This window comes from Streptomyces sp. NPDC017991 (assembly GCF_044328075.1).
GTDB lineage: Bacteria > Actinomycetota > Actinomycetes > Streptomycetales > Streptomycetaceae > Streptomyces.
In genome coordinates this window covers 59085-74975 of sequence record NZ_JBIRGP010000018.1, presented here as the reverse complement: position 1 = coordinate 74975, position 15891 = coordinate 59085, and the positions used below count along the sequence as shown (strand labels likewise).

Annotated in this window: 14 protein-coding genes; 10 read left to right on the top strand and 4 right to left on the bottom strand. The window is 70.5% G+C overall.

The genetic code is table 11. The annotated features are described in order from the left end of the window. The first annotated feature begins 2 nt into the window (after positions 1 to 2). Positions 3 to 1250: an MFS transporter gene (locus ACH4DZ_RS39620; RefSeq protein ID WP_398293787.1), complete on the top strand. Its 1248-nt coding sequence runs from the start codon at positions 3 to 5 to the stop codon at positions 1248 to 1250. A 65-nt stretch (positions 1251 to 1315) separates the two neighbouring features. Here ACH4DZ_RS39620 and ACH4DZ_RS39615 read toward each other — a convergent pair whose 3' ends face one another. Together ACH4DZ_RS39615 and ACH4DZ_RS39610 are read right to left on the bottom strand one after the other, a co-directional pair. Next, positions 1316 to 2485, bottom strand: coding sequence for a hypothetical protein (locus tag ACH4DZ_RS39615; RefSeq protein WP_398293786.1), 1170 nt, complete (start codon positions 2483 to 2485; stop codon positions 1316 to 1318). Beyond that, a complete protein-coding gene (locus ACH4DZ_RS39610; protein WP_398293783.1) occupies positions 2482 to 3423 on the bottom strand; it encodes a 5-dehydro-4-deoxyglucarate dehydratase in 942 nt (313 codons plus the stop codon). The genes ACH4DZ_RS39615 and ACH4DZ_RS39610 overlap by 4 nt, the downstream gene beginning before the upstream one ends. A 298-nt stretch (positions 3424 to 3721) precedes the next feature. On the opposite strand from ACH4DZ_RS39610, the gene ACH4DZ_RS39605 reads away from it, so the two are divergent. From ACH4DZ_RS39605 to ACH4DZ_RS39570, 8 genes are all read left to right on the top strand, one after another. Then, positions 3722 to 4558, top strand: coding sequence for an NAD-dependent epimerase/dehydratase family protein (locus ACH4DZ_RS39605; RefSeq protein ID WP_398293781.1), 837 nt, complete (start codon positions 3722 to 3724; stop codon positions 4556 to 4558). A gap of 299 nt (positions 4559 to 4857) precedes the next feature. Continuing rightward, a complete protein-coding gene (locus ACH4DZ_RS39600; RefSeq protein WP_398293779.1) occupies positions 4858 to 5628 on the top strand; it encodes a DeoR/GlpR family DNA-binding transcription regulator in 771 nt (256 codons plus the stop codon). Positions 5629 to 5739: 111 nt separating this feature from the next. Next, positions 5740 to 7110, top strand: coding sequence for an ABC transporter substrate-binding protein (locus ACH4DZ_RS39595; RefSeq protein ID WP_398293776.1), 1371 nt, complete (start codon positions 5740 to 5742; stop codon positions 7108 to 7110). Next, complete coding sequence (locus ACH4DZ_RS39590; protein ID WP_398293775.1) at positions 7107 to 8048, top strand: carbohydrate ABC transporter permease; 942 nt, start codon at positions 7107 to 7109, stop codon at positions 8046 to 8048. Before ACH4DZ_RS39595 ends, ACH4DZ_RS39590 begins: the two co-directional genes overlap by 4 nt. Continuing rightward, on the top strand, positions 8045 to 8926 hold the full coding sequence (locus ACH4DZ_RS39585; RefSeq protein ID WP_398293773.1) for a carbohydrate ABC transporter permease: 882 nt from the start codon (positions 8045 to 8047) through the stop codon (positions 8924 to 8926). Before ACH4DZ_RS39590 ends, ACH4DZ_RS39585 begins: the two co-directional genes overlap by 4 nt. Next, entirely contained in the window at positions 8923 to 9912 is a 990-nt protein-coding gene (locus tag ACH4DZ_RS39580; protein WP_398293771.1) for a zinc-dependent alcohol dehydrogenase family protein, read from the top strand. The genes ACH4DZ_RS39585 and ACH4DZ_RS39580 overlap by 4 nt, the downstream gene beginning before the upstream one ends. Before the next feature lie 197 nt (positions 9913 to 10109). After that, on the top strand, positions 10110 to 10331 hold the full coding sequence (locus tag ACH4DZ_RS39575) for a hypothetical protein (RefSeq protein ID WP_398293769.1): 222 nt from the start codon (positions 10110 to 10112) through the stop codon (positions 10329 to 10331). A gap of 72 nt (positions 10332 to 10403) precedes the next feature. Beyond that, on the top strand, positions 10404 to 11606 hold the full coding sequence (locus tag ACH4DZ_RS39570; RefSeq protein ID WP_398293998.1) for a TerD family protein: 1203 nt from the start codon (positions 10404 to 10406) through the stop codon (positions 11604 to 11606). A 230-nt stretch (positions 11607 to 11836) separates the two neighbouring features. Here ACH4DZ_RS39570 and ACH4DZ_RS39565 read toward each other — a convergent pair whose 3' ends face one another. Both ACH4DZ_RS39565 and ACH4DZ_RS39560 read right to left on the bottom strand, forming a co-directional pair. Further along, entirely contained in the window at positions 11837 to 13438 is a 1602-nt protein-coding gene (locus ACH4DZ_RS39565; protein WP_398293996.1) for a TROVE domain-containing protein, read from the bottom strand. Between the two features lie 403 nt (positions 13439 to 13841). Continuing rightward, positions 13842 to 15311: an alkaline phosphatase PhoX gene (locus ACH4DZ_RS39560; RefSeq protein WP_398293767.1), complete on the bottom strand. Its 1470-nt coding sequence runs from the start codon at positions 15309 to 15311 to the stop codon at positions 13842 to 13844. Positions 15312 to 15594: 283 nt separating this feature from the next. Between ACH4DZ_RS39560 and ACH4DZ_RS39555 the strand changes: the two genes are divergently transcribed. Further along, a complete protein-coding gene (locus ACH4DZ_RS39555; RefSeq protein WP_398293765.1) occupies positions 15595 to 15813 on the top strand; it encodes a hypothetical protein in 219 nt (72 codons plus the stop codon). Positions 15814 to 15891: the final 78 nt, after the last annotated feature.

The window sequence follows — 15891 nt, the reverse complement described above, 5'->3', positions numbered from 1 at the left end:
GCATGACGGAAGAAACGCCGCGGGCACCGCGGACCTCCCTGGCGGCCCGGCCGGCGTGGGCGGTGGTTCGTGTCCTGCGGGACCGCAACGCGGGCCTGTACCTGGGCGGGGTCGTGGTCTCCGGTTTCGGCTCGTCGGCGATGTGGCTGGTGGCCGGGGTCTGGGTGAAGGACCTGACCGGCTCGGACGGCCTGGCCGCCCTGTGCGTCTTCGCCCTCTGGGCGCCCACACTGATCGGTCCGGCCCTGGGCACCCTCGCCGACCGCACCCGCCGCCGGCCGCTGCTGGTGTGGACGAACCTGGGCCTGGCCGTGCTTCTCCTGCCGCTCTTCGCGGTCGACTCGCCGGGCACCCTGTGGATCCTGTTCGCCGTGCTCCTCGTCTACGGGGCGGCGGGCGTCGTCCATGACGCGGCGGAGGCGGCGCTGGTGGCCACCGCCGTCGACAAACAGCTCCTCGGTGACTTCAACGGGCTGCGGATGACGGCCAACGAGGGCATGAAGCTGATCGCCCCGCTCGCCGGGGCGGGCCTGTACGCGGCGTACGGGGGCGCCCGCGTCGCACTCCTGGACGCCGTCACCTTCGCCCTGGCCGCGGGCCTCTACACACTCCTGCGCGTCCGTGAGACGCCCCCGCGCCCGGCGGAGGGCGCCGCCGGATGGCGGGCCCGGACCGCCGACGGCGCCCGCTACCTGGCGAAACACCCGGTCCTGCGCCCGCTCGTCCTGGCCGGCGGCACGACGATGCTCTTCGCGGGTGTCAACGGCGCGGCGGCCTACGCGGTGGCGGAGGGCCTCGGGCACTCCCCCGCGTACGTGGGACTCCTGTACGTCGCCCAGGGCGCCGGTTCGGTGGCGATCGGCCTGGCCGCGGGGCCGCTCCTGCGCCGGCTGGGCGAACGCCGTTTCGCGCGGTACGGCATCGCGCTGACCGCCGTGGCCGTGACGGTTCGCGCGCTCCCGTACGACGCGGTGGCGCTCGCCTCGGCCCTGGCGGTGGGGGTCGGGCTCCCCTGCGTGCTGATCGCGGCCCTCACCGCGGTGCAGCGGGAGACTCCGGACGCGCTCCTCGGCCGTACGGCGGCGACCGCGAACACGTTGCTGTTCGCGCCGAACGCGGTGGGGCTCGCGCTCGGCGCGGGTCTGGTGGAACTCGTTCCGTATCAGGCGCTGTTGGTGACCGTGGGGGTTGCGCGGCTCGTCACGGTGCTGCCCGGGTGCGGTTGGCCGCGCAGTTCACCGCGCCCCTGAAAGGCGGGGCTGCGCCCCAGCTCTCCACCTCGGAGCACACGGAGTCCCCGGGCCGGCCCTCGCCGTCAGCCCAGCCGTGCCAGCGCCCGCTCCACCAGCGCCAAGTCCCCCTCCGACGCCAACCCCGCGTGGTAGAGCCGTAGTTCGGTGGCCCCTCGTCCGGCCGCCTGCGTCGCGTCCTCGTAGAGGGTCGCCGGGCTGCCGCCCATTCCCGCCACCACGGGGAAGTTGGCCGCCAGCACGTTTCCCTCGACGGCGTGGGCCGCGAAGGGGGTCAGCAGATCGGACCCGCCCGCGCACGGCACGACCACGCCGTCGGCGACCGTCAGGATGTGCTCCGGGTCCACCCCGGCGTTCGCGCCCACGTGGTACGAGTCGGGGTCCGCGTGCAGCAGGATCCGGAACCCCTCGGGGGCCGCCGCCCGGACGGCGCCGACGACGTCCGTCTGGAGGGAGCGGGCGACGGAGTCGCGCCACGCGCGCGTGGCCGTCGCCGGCTCGGCGCCCAGCAGGTTCTCCACGGCCTCCCAGCCCCCGGCGGGCGTCCCGCCGCGCCACACGGGCTCCAGGGCCCGCCGGACCGCCGACGCCAACTCAGCGGCGTCGAGACCCAGTTGCCCGTACCCGTCGCGGCACGACCGGCAGAAGCACAGCGACATCAGGTACGTCCCGGCGTCCCCGATCGCCACGCCCGACGTCTTGTCGTGGGCGTGCAGATGCGGAAGCCCGTACCAGCCGAGGGATTCCAGTTCCGTACCCGCCGCTCCCGGCCGTACGGCCGCCTCGACGGCCAGGTCGGTCAGGTAGGCGCGCGTCTCGGGCCGCGCGATGCAGGGGGCCCACGGATAGCGGTCCCCGTAGGCGTTGACCACGGAGGTGTCCGGGAACTCCTCGCCCATCCTGGAGTTGTGCGCGAGGACCACCCAGGTGTGCACGTCGAGCCCGGCCCGCGCGAGCGCCTCGGCGGCCTCCCCGTACGCGTCACCCGGCGCCCAGTCCCCGGCGGTGTACGGCCGCAGCCTGCGCCCCTGCCAGCGCCCGGTGTCCGGCGGGTAGAGGACGGCGGCGTGCAGCGCGGTGACGATGCGGTGGCGGGGGTGGCGGGGGGTCAGCGCGCGTGTGGAGTGGTAGGCGGACGCCAGGGTCACCTGCCGTACTCCGAGCCCGGCGATGCGTGCCGCCGCCCCGGGGTCGCCGTTGACGTCCCACGGATAGACGAAGGTCGACGCCTTCACTTGCCCTCCTCCAGAAGCGCGTAGCCGCGCTCGATCAGCTGGGCGAGCTGCTTGAGGTGGTCCTCGGACGGCTCGTGCAGCGGCGGCCGTACCTCGCCCACGTCGAGCCCCCGCAGCCGTACACCGGCCTTGACGAGCGAGACGGCGTATCCGCGGCCCTGGGCGCGCAGTTCGACGAGTGGCCGGTAGAAGCCGTCGAGCAGCCGGTTCACGGTCGTGTCGTCGCCGGAGCCCATGGCGCGGTGGAAGGCGAGGGCGATCTCGGGCGCGAAGCAGAAGACGGCGGACGAGTAGAGGGTGATGCCGATGCCCCGGTAGGCGAGGCCGGTGAGTTCGGCGGTCGGCAGCCCGTTGAAGTACAGGAAGTCGCCCGGCACTTCGGACCGTACGGCGCTGACGACGCGCTGCATGAGGTCGAGGTCGCCGGTGCCGTCCTTGAAGCCGATGACCCCCTCGGTGCGGGCCAGCGCGACCACGGTCTCCGGGGTGAACACGGCGTTGTCCCGCTGGTACACGATGATGTCGAGCGAGGTGGCGCCGGCCAGTTCCGTGTAGTGCCGCAGCAGCCCCTCCTGCCCGGCGACCACGAGATACGGCGGCATGGCGAGCAGCCCGTCGGCGCCGGCCTCCTCCGCGAGCCGCGCGTACCGCACCGCGAGGGCGGTCCCGTAGCCCGCGCCCGCGACGACGGGCACCCGGCCCGCCGTCTCCTCGACGGCCGCCCGGACGCAGTCCTGGAACTCCTCGGGCGTGAGCGCGTGGAACTCGCCGGTGCCGCAGCAGGCGAAGACGGCGGCGGCACCGGCCTCGACGCCCCGCCGGACGTGCTCGCGGTAGACGTCGAGGTCGACGGCTCCGTCACGGTCGTACGCAGTGACGGGGAAGAACAGCGGCCCGCTGGGAATACTGAGTCGGGCGGCGAGGGGGGCTGACGACACGGGCTCTCCCTAGAGCATGTACGTACACGCCACCCGTGCACGTTTCTGATTTGCGTCCATATCTCTGAACTCGCCCACGCTAGAGCTCGCCATCGCGACCGGTCAAGCGGGCAAACCCGCATTCCCGGAGCAATTCCGGAGCAAGAAAGGACCGGAAATGAGCCCGACCGGCAGCGGATCCCCACCCTCCGCGCGACACTTGACGCGAGCGGGGAACGATCCTTAGCGTGTCCATGGATGTGAACGCCGTACACGCTTACGCATATGCCTACGGCTACTGATTCTAGGAGACCCGAGGATGCCCGCTCCGCGCACCGCTCCCCGCACCGTCCTGCTCACCGGCGCCGCCGGAGGCCTCGGCACCCTGATGCGCGGACTGCTCCCCGCCTACGGCTACGAACTGCGCCTCCTCGACCTGCGGCCCATCGAGGGCGAGCCCGACGCGATCACCGCGGACCTCGGCGACAAGAAGGCCCTGCGCGAGGCCGTGCGCGGCGTGGACGCCGTCATCCACCTCGCGGGCATCTCCCTGGAGTCCACCTTCGAGAAGATCCTGAAGGCGAACATCGAGGGCACGTACAACCTGTACGAGGCCGCGCGCGAGGAGGGCGTCGGGCGGATCGTGTTCGCCTCCTCCAATCACGCGGTCGGCTTCACCCCGCGCCCCGAGGGCGAGGCACCCCACGAGCCGGGCGCCCTCATCCCCATCGACACCCCGCGCCGCCCGGACACCTTCTACGGCCTCTCGAAGTCGTTCGGCGAGGACCTGGCGCAGTTCTACTGGGACAAGCACGGCCTGGAGACCGTCTCCGTGCGCATCGGCTCCTGCTTCCTGGAGCCGACCACCGTGCGCATGCTGTCGGTCTGGATGAGCCCCGGCGACGGCGCCCGCCTCTTCCACGCGGCCCTGACCGCCGAGCACGTCGGCCACAGCGTCGTCCACGGCTCCTCCGCGAACACCCGCCTGTGGTGGGACCTCTCGACCGCCCGCGCACTCGGCTACGAGCCGCAGGACGACTCCGAGCAGTACGCCGAGAAGCTGATCGCGGAACAGGGCGAACTGGACCCCGAGAACCCGGACCACGCCCGCCTCGGCGGCGCCTTCGTGACCAACCCTCCGGTGTGGCCCTACTGACGCTCCCGGCCGGCCGTACCGGGCCCCGCCGACACTTCCAGCCACTCCACGCGGACGACCCCACAGGGCGGACGGGCACCGAACGGGCCCGTCCGCCCCGCCGTTCGGGCACGCCCCCTGCCCGAATTACGCTCCGCCGCAGGTCCGCAGCGGGCGTCCGTCTCACCCAACGGGCACACACGGGCGCCATCGGACCCGCAACAGACCTGGTCGGTGGCGCGTACCCGCTGTAGAACTTCCCCCAGGGGTCGAACGGGCCCGAACGGGCAGTAGGCACGTACGCAAGGGAGCGGAAGCGGGTGTCGGGCATGAGCGCGGAAGAACGGCAGCGGGCGATCGTGAAGACCGCCCGACGCACAGGTGCCGTCGACGTGAACGAGCTCGCGGCCGAGCTGGGCGTCGCCAGGGAGACCGTGCGCCGCGATCTGCGCGCCCTGGAGGACCACGGCCTCGTCCGCCGCACCCACGGCGGCGCCTACCCCGTGGAGAGCGCCGGCTTCGAGACGACGCTCGCCTTCCGCGCCACCAGCCACGTACCCGAGAAGCGCCGGATCGCGGCAGCCGCGGCCGAACTGCTCGGGGACGCGGAGACCGTCTTCGTCGACGAGGGCTTCACCCCCCAGCTCATCGCCGAGTCACTCCCCAGGGACCGGCCACTGACCGTGGTCACCGCGTCCCTGGCCACCGCGGGCGCGCTCGCCGAGGCCGACAACAAGACGGTCCTGCTGCTCGGCGGCCGGGTCAGGCCCGGCACGCTGGCCACCGTCGACCACTGGACGACGAAGATGCTCGCCGGCTTCGTCATCGACCTGGCGTTCATCGGCGCCAACGGCATCTCCCGCGAACACGGCCTCACCACCCCCGACCCGGCCGTCAGCGAGGTCAAGTCACAGGCCATCCGGGCCGCGCGCCGCACGGTCTTCGCGGGCGTGCACACCAAGTTCGGCGCCGTCAGCTTCTGCCGCTTCGCGGAGATCAGCGCTCTGGAGACGATCGTCACCAGCACGTTCCTCCCCACCTCCGAGGCCCACCGCTACTCGATGCAGGGCCCTCAGGTCATCCGAGTCTGACCCAAGAGTTCGAGAACCCAACCGACCCACTACAGAGGCACACCCTCTCCCCGCCCGTCCTTTGCCATCCCCTTGCCATCCCATTTGTACTGATACATCCAGGAGTGATCCATGCGAACCCAGAGCCGACGGAGGCCGCGCGCGATGTTCGCCGCGGCCGCCGCAGGGACGCTGCTCGCCCCGCTGCTCTCCGGTTGCTGGGCCGGAGCGGGCGGTGCGGGCTCCGGTGGCAACTCCATCAACGTCCTCATGGTCAACAACCCGCAGATGGTGGAGTTGCAGAAGCTCACCGCGGCCCACTTCACCAAGGAGACCGGCATCAAGGTGAACTTCACCGTGCTGCCGGAGAACGACGTCCGCGACAAGATCAGCCAGGACTTCGCCAACCAGGCCGGCCAGTACGACGTCGCGACGCTGTCCAACTACGAGATACCGATCTACGCCAAGAACGACTGGCTGCACGAGATGGACTCGTACGTCGCCAAGGACCCGGGCTACGACGAGCAGGACGTCCTCAAGCCCATGCGCCAGTCCCTCACCGCGGAGGACGGCAAGCTCTACGGACAGCCCTTCTACGGCGAGTCGTCCTTCCTGATGTACCGCAAGGACGTGTTCGCCGAGAAGGGCCTGACGATGCCCGACCACCCGACCTGGGACGAGGTCGCCGACCTCGCCGCGAAGGCCGACGGCGCCGAGCCGGGCATGAAGGGCATCTGCCTGCGCGGCCTGCCCGGCTGGGGCGAGATCATGGCCCCCCTCACCACGGTCGTGAACACCTTCGGCGGCACCTGGTTCGACAAGGACTGGCAGGCGCAACTCGACTCCCCCGAGTTCGAGAAGGCGACCAAGTTCTATGTGGACCTCGTCCGCGAGCACGGCGAGTCCGGCGCGGCCCAGTCCGGCTTCGCCGAGTGCCTCAACAACCTGACCCAGGGCAAGGTCGCCATGTGGTACGACGCCACCTCCGCGGCCGGTTCCCTGGAGTCGGCGAAGTCCCCGGTCAAGGGCAAGATCGGCTACGTACCGGCGCCGGTCGACAAGACGGAGTCCTCCGGCTGGCTCTACACCTGGGCCTGGGGCATCCAGGACGCGTCCCGCAACCCCGACAAGGCGTGGAAGTTCGTCTCCTGGGCGTCCAGCAAGGAGTACGAGCAGCTGGTGGGCGACGAGATCGGCTGGTCCAACGTGCCGGCCGGCAAGCGCGCCTCGACGTACACGAACGCCGACTACCGCAAGGAGGCCGGCGCCTTCCAGGAGATGACGAAGGAAGCCATCGAGGGCGCCCGGCCCACCGACCCCGGCGTGCAGCCGCGGCCCGCGCCCGGCATCCAGTTCGTCGGTATCCCCGAGTTCACCGATCTCGGTACCAAGGTCTCGCAGGAGATCAGCGCGGCCATCGCCGGACGCCAGTCCGTCGAGTCGGCCCTGAAGAAGTCCCAGAAGCTGGCCGAGGAGATCGCCGAGGAGTACGAGGGACGATGACCGCGACAACGACAGCCCCCGTGGCAGCACCACCCGTCCGCACGGCGAAGAAGCCCCCCTCCGGCCGCATGCGCGCCTGGGCGACCCGGGCCCCGCTCCTGCCCGCCCTGATCTTCATGATCGCCGTGACCCAGCTGCCGTTCGTGGCCACGCTGGTGATCTCCTTCTTCGACTGGAACTCCCTCTACCCGGACGCCCGCAGCTTCACGGGCTTCGGCAACTACACCGAGGTCCTCACCGACGCGGCCCTGCGCAAGTCGGTCTGGACGACCATCCTGCTGACCGTCTCCGTCGTCCTGGCCAGTCTGGTCCTGGGCCTCGGCCTCGCCCTCCTCCTGGACCGGAAGTTCCGGGGCCGCGGCCTGGTCCGCACCCTCCTGATCGCGCCCTTCCTCGTGGTCCCCGTGGCGGCGGCCCTGCTCTGGAAGCACGTGCTCTACAACCCCGAGTACGGCCTGCTCAACGGCCTCCTGCACTACGTCGGCGGCCCGGAGCCGGACTGGATCTCCAACACCCCGCTGCTCGCCATCGAGATGTCCCTCGTCTGGCAGTGGACGCCGTTCATGATGCTGATCCTGCTGGCAGGTCTGCAGAGCCGGGACCACCAGCAGATCGAGGCGGCCGAGGTCGACGGCGCGAGCGCCTGGCAGGTCTTCCGCTACCTGACCCTGCCCCACCTGCGCCGCTACCTCGAACTGGGCGCCCTGCTCGGCTCGATCTACATCGTGCAGAACTTCGACGCGGTCTTCACGATCACGTCCGGCGGCCTGGGCACCGCGAACCTGCCCTACACCGTCTACCAGACCTTCTACCAGGCCCACGAGAACGGCCTCGCCTCCGCGGCCGGCGTCCTGGTCGTCATCGGCTCGATCATCATCGCGACCTTCGCGCTGCGTGTGGTCTCGTCCCTGTTCCGCGAGGAGGCGTCCCGCGCATGACCGCCACCGCCGTACAAGCACGCCCCGGCAGCGCCAAGGCCGCCGGACCCGGCCCCCGCCGCTCCAAGGGACGGGGCCTGGGCCTGGTCGCCTGGCTGGCCGGCATCATCTTCTTCCTCCCCATCGCCTGGATGGCCCTGACGTCCTTCCACTCCGAGGAGGACGCGGCGACCAACCCGCCGTCCTTCGCGGCGCCCCTCACCCTCGACGGCTACCGCGAGTTCTTCGGCACGGGCGGCGGCGCGAGCCCCTGGCCGGCTCTCACCAACTCCCTGGTGGCGTCCCTGGCATCGACGCTCCTGGTCCTGATCCTCGCCCTCCCCGCGGCGTACGCGCTCTCCATCCGCCCGGTCAAGAAGTGGACGGACGTCCTCTTCTTCTTCCTCTCCACGAAGATGCTGCCGGTCGTCGCGGGCCTCCTGCCGATCTATCTCTTCGCGAAGAACACCGGGATGCTGGACAACATCTGGCTCCTGGTCATCCTCTACACCTCGATGAACCTGCCGATCGCGGTGTGGATGATGCAGTCCTTCCTCTCCGAGGTCCCGGTGGCGATCATCGAGGCGGCACAGATAGACGGCGCGAAACTCCCCACGATCCTCACCCGGGTCGTAGCGCCCATCGCCCTCCCGGGCATCGCCGCCACCTCCCTCATCTGTTTCATCTTCAGCTGGAACGAGCTGCTGTTCGCCCGCGTGCTGACGGGCGTGGTGGCGGAGACCGCCCCGGTCTTCCTCACCGGCTTCATCACCAGCCAGGGCCTGTTCCTGGCGAAGGTGTGCGCCGCGTCGCTCGTCGTCTCCCTGCCGGTACTCGCCGCGGGGTTCGCCGCCCAGGACAAGCTGGTCCAGGGCCTTTCGCTGGGAGCCGTGAAATGAAGGCCGCCGTCATCGAGTCCGTGGGAAAGGCCGTCGTCTCCGAGGTCCCGGACCCGACGCCAGGGCCCCGCGAGGTCGTCGTGGAGGTGTCGGCCTGCGGGCTGTGCGGCACGGACCTGCACATCCTCCAGGGCGAGTTCGCGCCCAAACTGCCGATCGTCCCGGGCCACGAGTTCGCGGGCGAGGTCGTCGGGATCGGCAGGCAGGTCACGGAACTCTCGGTCGGCGACCAGGTGGCCGTGGACCCCTCCCTCTACTGCTACGAGTGCCGCTACTGCCGTACGGGCCACAACAACCTCTGTGAGCGCTGGGCCGCGATCGGCGTGACCACGGCGGGCGGCGCCGCCCAGTACGCGGTCGCACCGGTGGCCAACTGCGTCAAGCTCCCCGAGCACGTACGCACCCAGGACGCGGCCCTGATCGAACCGCTCTCCTGCGCGGTACGCGGCTACGACGTCCTCAACTCCCGCCTCGGCTCCCACGTCCTGATCTACGGCTCGGGAACGATGGGCCTGATGATGCTGGAGCTGGCGAAGCGGACGGGCGCGGCGAGCGTCGACATGGTCGACATCAACGCGCAGCGCCTGACGACCGCCCAGAAGCTGGGCGTCTCGGCGTCCGCGACGAGCGCCGACGAGCTGGACCGCCCGCAGGGCTGGGACCTGGTGGTCGACGCCACGGGCAACGCGGCGGCGATCCAGGACGGTCTGGAGCGGGTCGCCAAGGCCGGCACGTTCCTGCAGTTCGGGGTGGCCGACTACGCGACACGGGTGTCCATCGACCCGTACCGCATCTACAACCAGGAGATCACCATCACGGGTTCGATGGCGGTCCTCCACAGCTTCGAGCGCGCGGCGGAACTCTTCGCGACAGGCGTCCTGGACCCGGACATCTTCATCAGCGACCGCCTCCCCCTGGAGCAGTACCCCCAGGCCCTGGACCAGTTCGCGTCCGGCATCGGCCGAAAGATCGTGGTGATCCCCTAACCCTTTCCTCGCCCCCGCCGCCCCCACCCTCCCCGTCCACGCATGGGGGCTGCGCCCCTGAAAACCCCCTGGGGGCGCGGGGAACTGCGCAAAGGGGGTGCGGGGGCGCAGCCCCTGCGTCGGTGACGGGAACGGGTAGGGGCGGCGGGGGCGAAAACCCTTCGTCGCGCCCCACCCCACCCCCCTACCATCCCCCTATGCCCCGCCCACACGGCTTCACCTACACCCAGCACCCCGACGACACGGTCACGATCACCCATGGTCCCCGCCCCGCCACCACCCTCCGCGGCCCAAGAGCCACCCAATTCCTCGCGGAGGTGGAAAAGGGCGACCCGCAGCTCGTCATGGCCCGCTGGACGGGCAACTACAAACACGGCAACGAACGAACCGCGCGCAACCACCCCCGCAACCGCCACTGACCCGGTCGGCCGATTCCCCGCTTGGTAAGGGAACGGCAAAGCCGGTCCGCTCGTTCACCCGGCATGACAGCTATGACCCCCGGCTCGAACATCCCTCTCCCCGTCACCCGCGTGACGGTGGACGTCGCCGCCCCGGTGCGGCTCGACGTATCGGGCCTGCTGCTCACCGCCGACGGCAAGGTGCGCTCCGACGACGACTTCATCTTCTACAACCAGCCGTCCGGCCCGGGCGTGACCTACCGCTCCGGCGGCGGCAGCACCCCGGACTCGATCACGGTCGACACGACGGCCGTGGCCCAGGGCATCGAGAAGATCGTCGTCACCGCCAGCCCGGACGCGGCGGGCCAGACGTTCCAGGGTGTCGAGCCGACGGCCACGATCCGCAACGCGGACGACAACTCCGTCCTCGCCTCCTTCACCCCGCCCCAGCTCGGCACGGAGACGGCCCTGGTCATCGTCGAGGTCTACCTGCGCAACGGCGCGTGGAAGGCCCGCGCGGTCGGCCAGGGATACTCGAACGGCCTGGCGGGCATCGCCACGGACTTCGGCGTGACGGTGGAGGAGCCGGCCGCCCCGGCCCCGGTGGCCACCCCCACCCTCCACCAGCCCCCGCCGGCACCCCCGGTCACCACACCGGCGGCCCCGCCCGTGCCCCCGGCGCCCCCGGCGGCACCGCCCGCCCCCGCCCCGGGCACCGGCAAGATCAACCTCGACAAGGGCCGAGTAAACCTCCAGAAGAACCAAACAGTCTCCCTGACCAAGGGCGGCAGCCCCTTCCTCTCCCAGGTGAAGATGGGCCTGGGCTGGGAGCCTGCGTACCGGGGCAAGGACATCGACCTCGACGCTTCCGTGATCGCCTACGGCCCGCAGCGCAACCACATCGACAGCTGCTACTTCGGCAAGCTCTCGATCGTGAACGGCGCGATCAAGCACTCCGGCGACAACCTCACGGGCGAGGGCGGCGGAGACGACGAGGTGATCGTCGTGGACCTCGGCCGCCTCCCCCAGGAGGTCACGGGCCTGGTCTTCACGGTGAACAGCTTCTCCGGCCAGAAGTTCACCGAGGTCGCGAAGGCCTACTGCCGTCTCCTGGACGCCGCCACGGGCGAGGAGCTGGTCCGCTTCGACCTCACCACCGCTGAACCCCAGACCGGCGTGATGATGGCCAAGCTCATCAAGCAGTTCTCCGGCGAATGGGAGATGACGGCCCTGGGCAACTTCGTCAAGTCCCGCACGGTCCGAGGCATGGTAAAGCCATCGGCCCAGTCCCTGTAGTCAGCCCTTTTCCGCCACCACGCGAGGGGCGCCGCCGCCGCACCCGCCGACGAACCCGGCGGCGGGGGCGGGGCCGTGCCGGTGTGTCACGTTCGCAGCTTACGGCTCCCGCTGGAAACGCCCACCCCCGTGGAAACATAGGGCAGTGCGCACGGGAGGCTGCGAACGGACACACCGGCACGGCCCCGCCCCCGCCCACCCACCCACCCACCGCAGGCAAACGCACCCCGTCAACCCGCCCAGGGCCAGTCAGCATCCCGAGCGGCCTCAAGCAACGGAACCATCCGAAAAGCGGCATCCGAGAGCCCCCCGAACACATGCCGGTTCCGGACCTCGCCCCCGATCCCGCCCCCCGACGCCGCATGCCCCGCCCGATACCCCGCAAGGTTCCAGGTGTACACAGGCACATCCGCCGGAACCTGCTCGGTCGGATCCCCGTAATGGCTGTACGTGGCCTGCTCGTCCGTGACGATCAACACCCGGTCGTGCTTGCGGTAATGCCTGCGCACAGCCTCACTCGTATGGGTACCGCCCAGGTCCCCGAACCGCCCCAGCACCTTCAGCACGGACTCGCCGCGCCGAAACCGCACCACATCGCTGCTCGTACCGAACTCGACGAGATCGGCCTGCTCGGCCCGCAGCGCGAGCGCCGCACCGAAGATCGCCGCCGCGTCGGCCCGGTTGAGCTCCGAGCGGTCGGACATCCGCGAGTGGAACATCGAACCGGACCGGTCGACGAGGACGAGCGTCCGCCCGCCCAGCGCCGGCACGCCGGCCAGCGAATGCCCGAGCGCCTGCTCCAGCGGATAGGCCCACCGCAACGAAGGCGCGTTCCGATAGGCGGCAAGGTACCGAAACGGAAACTGCCGTGACCGCGCGACCTCGGCCGGGTCACTGATCTTCGCGGCAACCAGCCCCGCCACCTCGTCCGAGACGCCCGCCTCGTCGAAGTTCCTCAGGTTCCGTACCAACGCCATCGCACCCATGGACGGAATCACGGCCTCCCAGGCCGCGGCGTCCATCGGCCCCTGCAGCCAGCCGGCCAGCGCCTCCCAGGTCATCCCGGCCTCCGCGAGCCACCGGGCACCCTCCGCCGAGGCCACGATCCCCCGTCGCTCCCCCACCGGCACTGCCATCAGCGCGCGGTGCGCGGTGAGCACCCGGTCGGACGCGGGCGGCACGGCGGTGTCGGGGTTGTGCCGACGATCGAGCGCGTACCGGAACAGCTCGCCCTGCCACGGCTTCTCCGGATCCGGCGAAGCGTGCACAAGATTCAGGACGTCGCCGAACCGGTACCCCTTGGACGCCGTGTCGTACTTCAGCAGCGACCTGCTGCCGTACAGCCGCCGCACGGCGTCGGCGATCCCGCGCTTCACGGGCTTGGGCACGGCCCGCCCGTACCGCGAGGTCCAGTACGCGAGCAGCTCACCGGGCTCGTCCGGACGCCGCAGCACGGACGCGACGACCTGCCGGTTCGCCGGACCGTCCGTGGCGCCCGCGTCGAGGCGCGCCTTGACGTACTCGGCGGCGCCCACGATCGACGCGGTCCGCATGTTGCCCTCGCCGCGCAGCCAGTCGAGCAGCGAGGCCGTCCACGACGGGTCCGCGACGGCGAGCCGCCGTACGAGCGCGGCGAACCGGTCGTCGCGCGCCTCGCCGCTCTCGTAGAAGGTCTTCTGTGCGACGAAGTTGGCGATGGACAGCAGAAACAGCTCCGAGCGAGGATCCCGCTCGGCGCCCCGCCCGCCCTCGTGCGTCCGCAGCACCCGCCCCGTGGAGGTGACACGCGAGGTGCCCCGGGCCTTCGCCGCCCTGGTGTTGAACCGCGCCATGGTGAATTCCCCCGAATTCATGAATGTTCCGGAGGGAGGCGCAGCAATGGGAGCGTGCCCGAGTTCTGGGGTCGGCGACGGACTTTTCCAGATGCTCTACCGAATTGAGCTACACCGACCCAGGGCCGATGACGGGAGTCGAACCCGCAACAGTCTGATCCCATGAAGTAACCGCTGCCTGCGCACCGGGCACACACCGTTTGCTGCGCCTCCCGAGATCAAGTCGGCTGCGGCCTGGATTCTTTGAAAGAGAAGTAGCCGCAGCCAGCGCACCGGGAGGTGCGTGAAATTGTGGTGTCCGAAGCGGGAAGCAGGCCCTGCCTTCACACCTGGACGTTGTCCACTGTAGGAGGCATACCGAGGGCCGGGCGAACGATTTAACTACCGCTGAGCGGAACGCATTTCAACGCCGCCTCTGCCGCTTCCAGGGCCCCTTGATCGCCACCATGATGCCCGGCACCTGAATGTTGGCGTACAGGGTCTTTCCGTCGGGCGAGAAGGTGACGCCGGTGAACTCGCTGAACTCGGGCTCCTCGGCGGTGCCGATGTTCAGGTCGTTGCGGGCGATGGGATAGGTACGCCCGCTGTCCGTCGCACCGAAGAGATGCGAGACGCCCTCACCGTCCTCAGCGATCACAAGACCACCGTACGGGGAGACGGTGATGTTGTCGGGACCGTCGAAGGCACCGTCCTTCGACGGGTCGGGGTTCACCCCGAGCAGCACCTTCAGGGTCAGCGTGCGCCGCTTGGGGTCGTAGAACCAGACCTGTCCGTCGTGCTGGACGGGGCTCTCGTCACGGGCGTACGAGGACACGAGGTACGCGCCGCCGTCCCCCCACCACATGCCTTCGAGTTTGCGGGCGCGGGTGACCTCGCCGGTGTCGAACTGCTCACGCACCGGAACGGTCCTCCCGTCCCGGTCGGGCACGTCGACCCAGTCGACCCCGTACACCGTGCCGATCTTCGTGGCGCGGGACAGGTCGTCGACGTAACGGCCGCCGGAGTCATAGCACTTGGGCGCCTGGAGCACCCCCGCGTCGTCGGCGAGGGTACGGAACCTGCCGCGGCCGAGGGTGAAGCCGTGCGGGGGCTTCCAGCGGAAGAACAGGCCGTTGGGCTCGGAGTCGTCCTCGGTGAGGTAGGCGTGGCCGCGCTTCGGGTCGATGACGACGGCCTCGTGGTCGTACCGGCCGAAGAACTTCAGGGGTTTGGGGTCGCGGTTGGCCCGGCGGTCGCCCGGGTCGACCTCGAAGACGTAACCGTGGTCCTTGGTCATGCCGTTCTCGCCGGCCCGGTCGGAGTTCTCCTCGCAGGTGAGCCAGGTGCCCCACGGGGTGCTGCCGCCCGCGCAGTTGGTGGAGGTGCCCGCGATGCCGACCCACTCGGCGACCGCGCCGCCGGGACGCACCTCGACGACCGTGCAGCCACCGGACGCGGCCGGGTCGTAGACGAGGCCCTCGGTCAGCGGCACCGGGTACTCCCAGTTGGCGCGCGGGCCCTTCAGCTCGTGGTTGTTGACGAGGAGGGTCGTGCCGCGCGGGCCGTCGAAGGTGGCCGTGCCGTCGTGGTTGGAGGGGGTGTACTCGCCCGACTCCAGCCTGGTCCTCCCGCTGTGGGTGACGACGCGGTAGGAGAACCCGGCGGGCAGCGCGAGGACGCCCTCGGGGTCGGGCAGGAGCGGCCCGTACCCGACCGCTCCGCCGTGCCGCTCTCCGGCGGCATCACCGTCGTCGCCGTGGTCGCCCGCGGTCTCGGTGTCCGTGGACGCGAGGGCGCCGGGCGCGGTGGCGAGTGTGCCGACGCTGCCGATCAGGGCGACACCGGCACCGGTGATCGCTGATCGTCTGGCGAAGTCCCTGCGGGTGAGCGACATGCTGTCTCCTGTGACGGTGGAGTGTGACCGTGGCGAGGGGCGAGGGGCGGCGGACCCGGGGGTCGGCCACACGGTCCCGCCCGTGACTTAACGCCGGTTGAACGCCACCCGTCTTTCCGGCCCCCCGTTGTGTGAACGCGCCTCGATCCGTCCCTCCGGCCCCCCACCCCCCATACGGCCCATCAGTCCTCGCGTCCGAACTGTTGGCCGGAATAATCTCGACACAAGGACCCGGCCCGACCGCACGACCCCCGACCGCACGACCCATGGGAGGCGAGCCGAAGTGGACGCACGCCAGGCACGTCATCTGCATGAGGAGCGGTTGCTGGCGATGGCCAATGTGAGCGGCGTCGGGACGGGCCGTGACGAGAAGTCCGGCGAGGATGTCGTCGTCGTGTTCGTCACGCGCAAGGTCCCCCGCGACGGGCTCCGCCCCGAGGACACGATCCCGGACACCCTGGAGGGCATCCCGGTGAGAGTCCTCTCCATGGACGAACCCTGACCGGTCCCACCCCTGGGGCTGCGCCCCAGACCCCCCTGTCGCGCTGCCGCGCTCGTCCTCAAACGCCGGACGGGCTGC

Excerpts from the sequence above, each read along its gene's own strand:
- ACH4DZ_RS39620 (WP_398293787.1), top strand. The coding sequence starts at position 3 with ATGACGGAAGAAACGCCGCGGGCACCGCGGACCTCCCTGGCGGCCCGG.
- ACH4DZ_RS39605 (WP_398293781.1), top strand. The coding sequence starts at position 3,722 with ATGCCCGCTCCGCGCACCGCTCCCCGCACCGTCCTGCTCACCGGCGCC.
- ACH4DZ_RS39595 (WP_398293776.1), top strand. The coding sequence starts at position 5,740 with ATGCGAACCCAGAGCCGACGGAGGCCGCGCGCGATGTTCGCCGCGGCC.
- ACH4DZ_RS39590 (WP_398293775.1), top strand. The coding sequence starts at position 7,107 with ATGACCGCGACAACGACAGCCCCCGTGGCAGCACCACCCGTCCGCACG.
- ACH4DZ_RS39585 (WP_398293773.1), top strand. The coding sequence starts at position 8,045 with ATGACCGCCACCGCCGTACAAGCACGCCCCGGCAGCGCCAAGGCCGCC.
- ACH4DZ_RS39580 (WP_398293771.1), top strand. The coding sequence starts at position 8,923 with ATGAAGGCCGCCGTCATCGAGTCCGTGGGAAAGGCCGTCGTCTCCGAG.
- ACH4DZ_RS39575 (WP_398293769.1), top strand. The coding sequence starts at position 10,110 with ATGCCCCGCCCACACGGCTTCACCTACACCCAGCACCCCGACGACACG.
- ACH4DZ_RS39570 (WP_398293998.1), top strand. The coding sequence starts at position 10,404 with ATGACCCCCGGCTCGAACATCCCTCTCCCCGTCACCCGCGTGACGGTG.
- ACH4DZ_RS39565 (WP_398293996.1), bottom strand. The coding sequence starts at position 13,438 with ATGGCGCGGTTCAACACCAGGGCGGCGAAGGCCCGGGGCACCTCGCGT.
- ACH4DZ_RS39560 (WP_398293767.1), bottom strand. The coding sequence starts at position 15,311 with ATGTCGCTCACCCGCAGGGACTTCGCCAGACGATCAGCGATCACCGGT.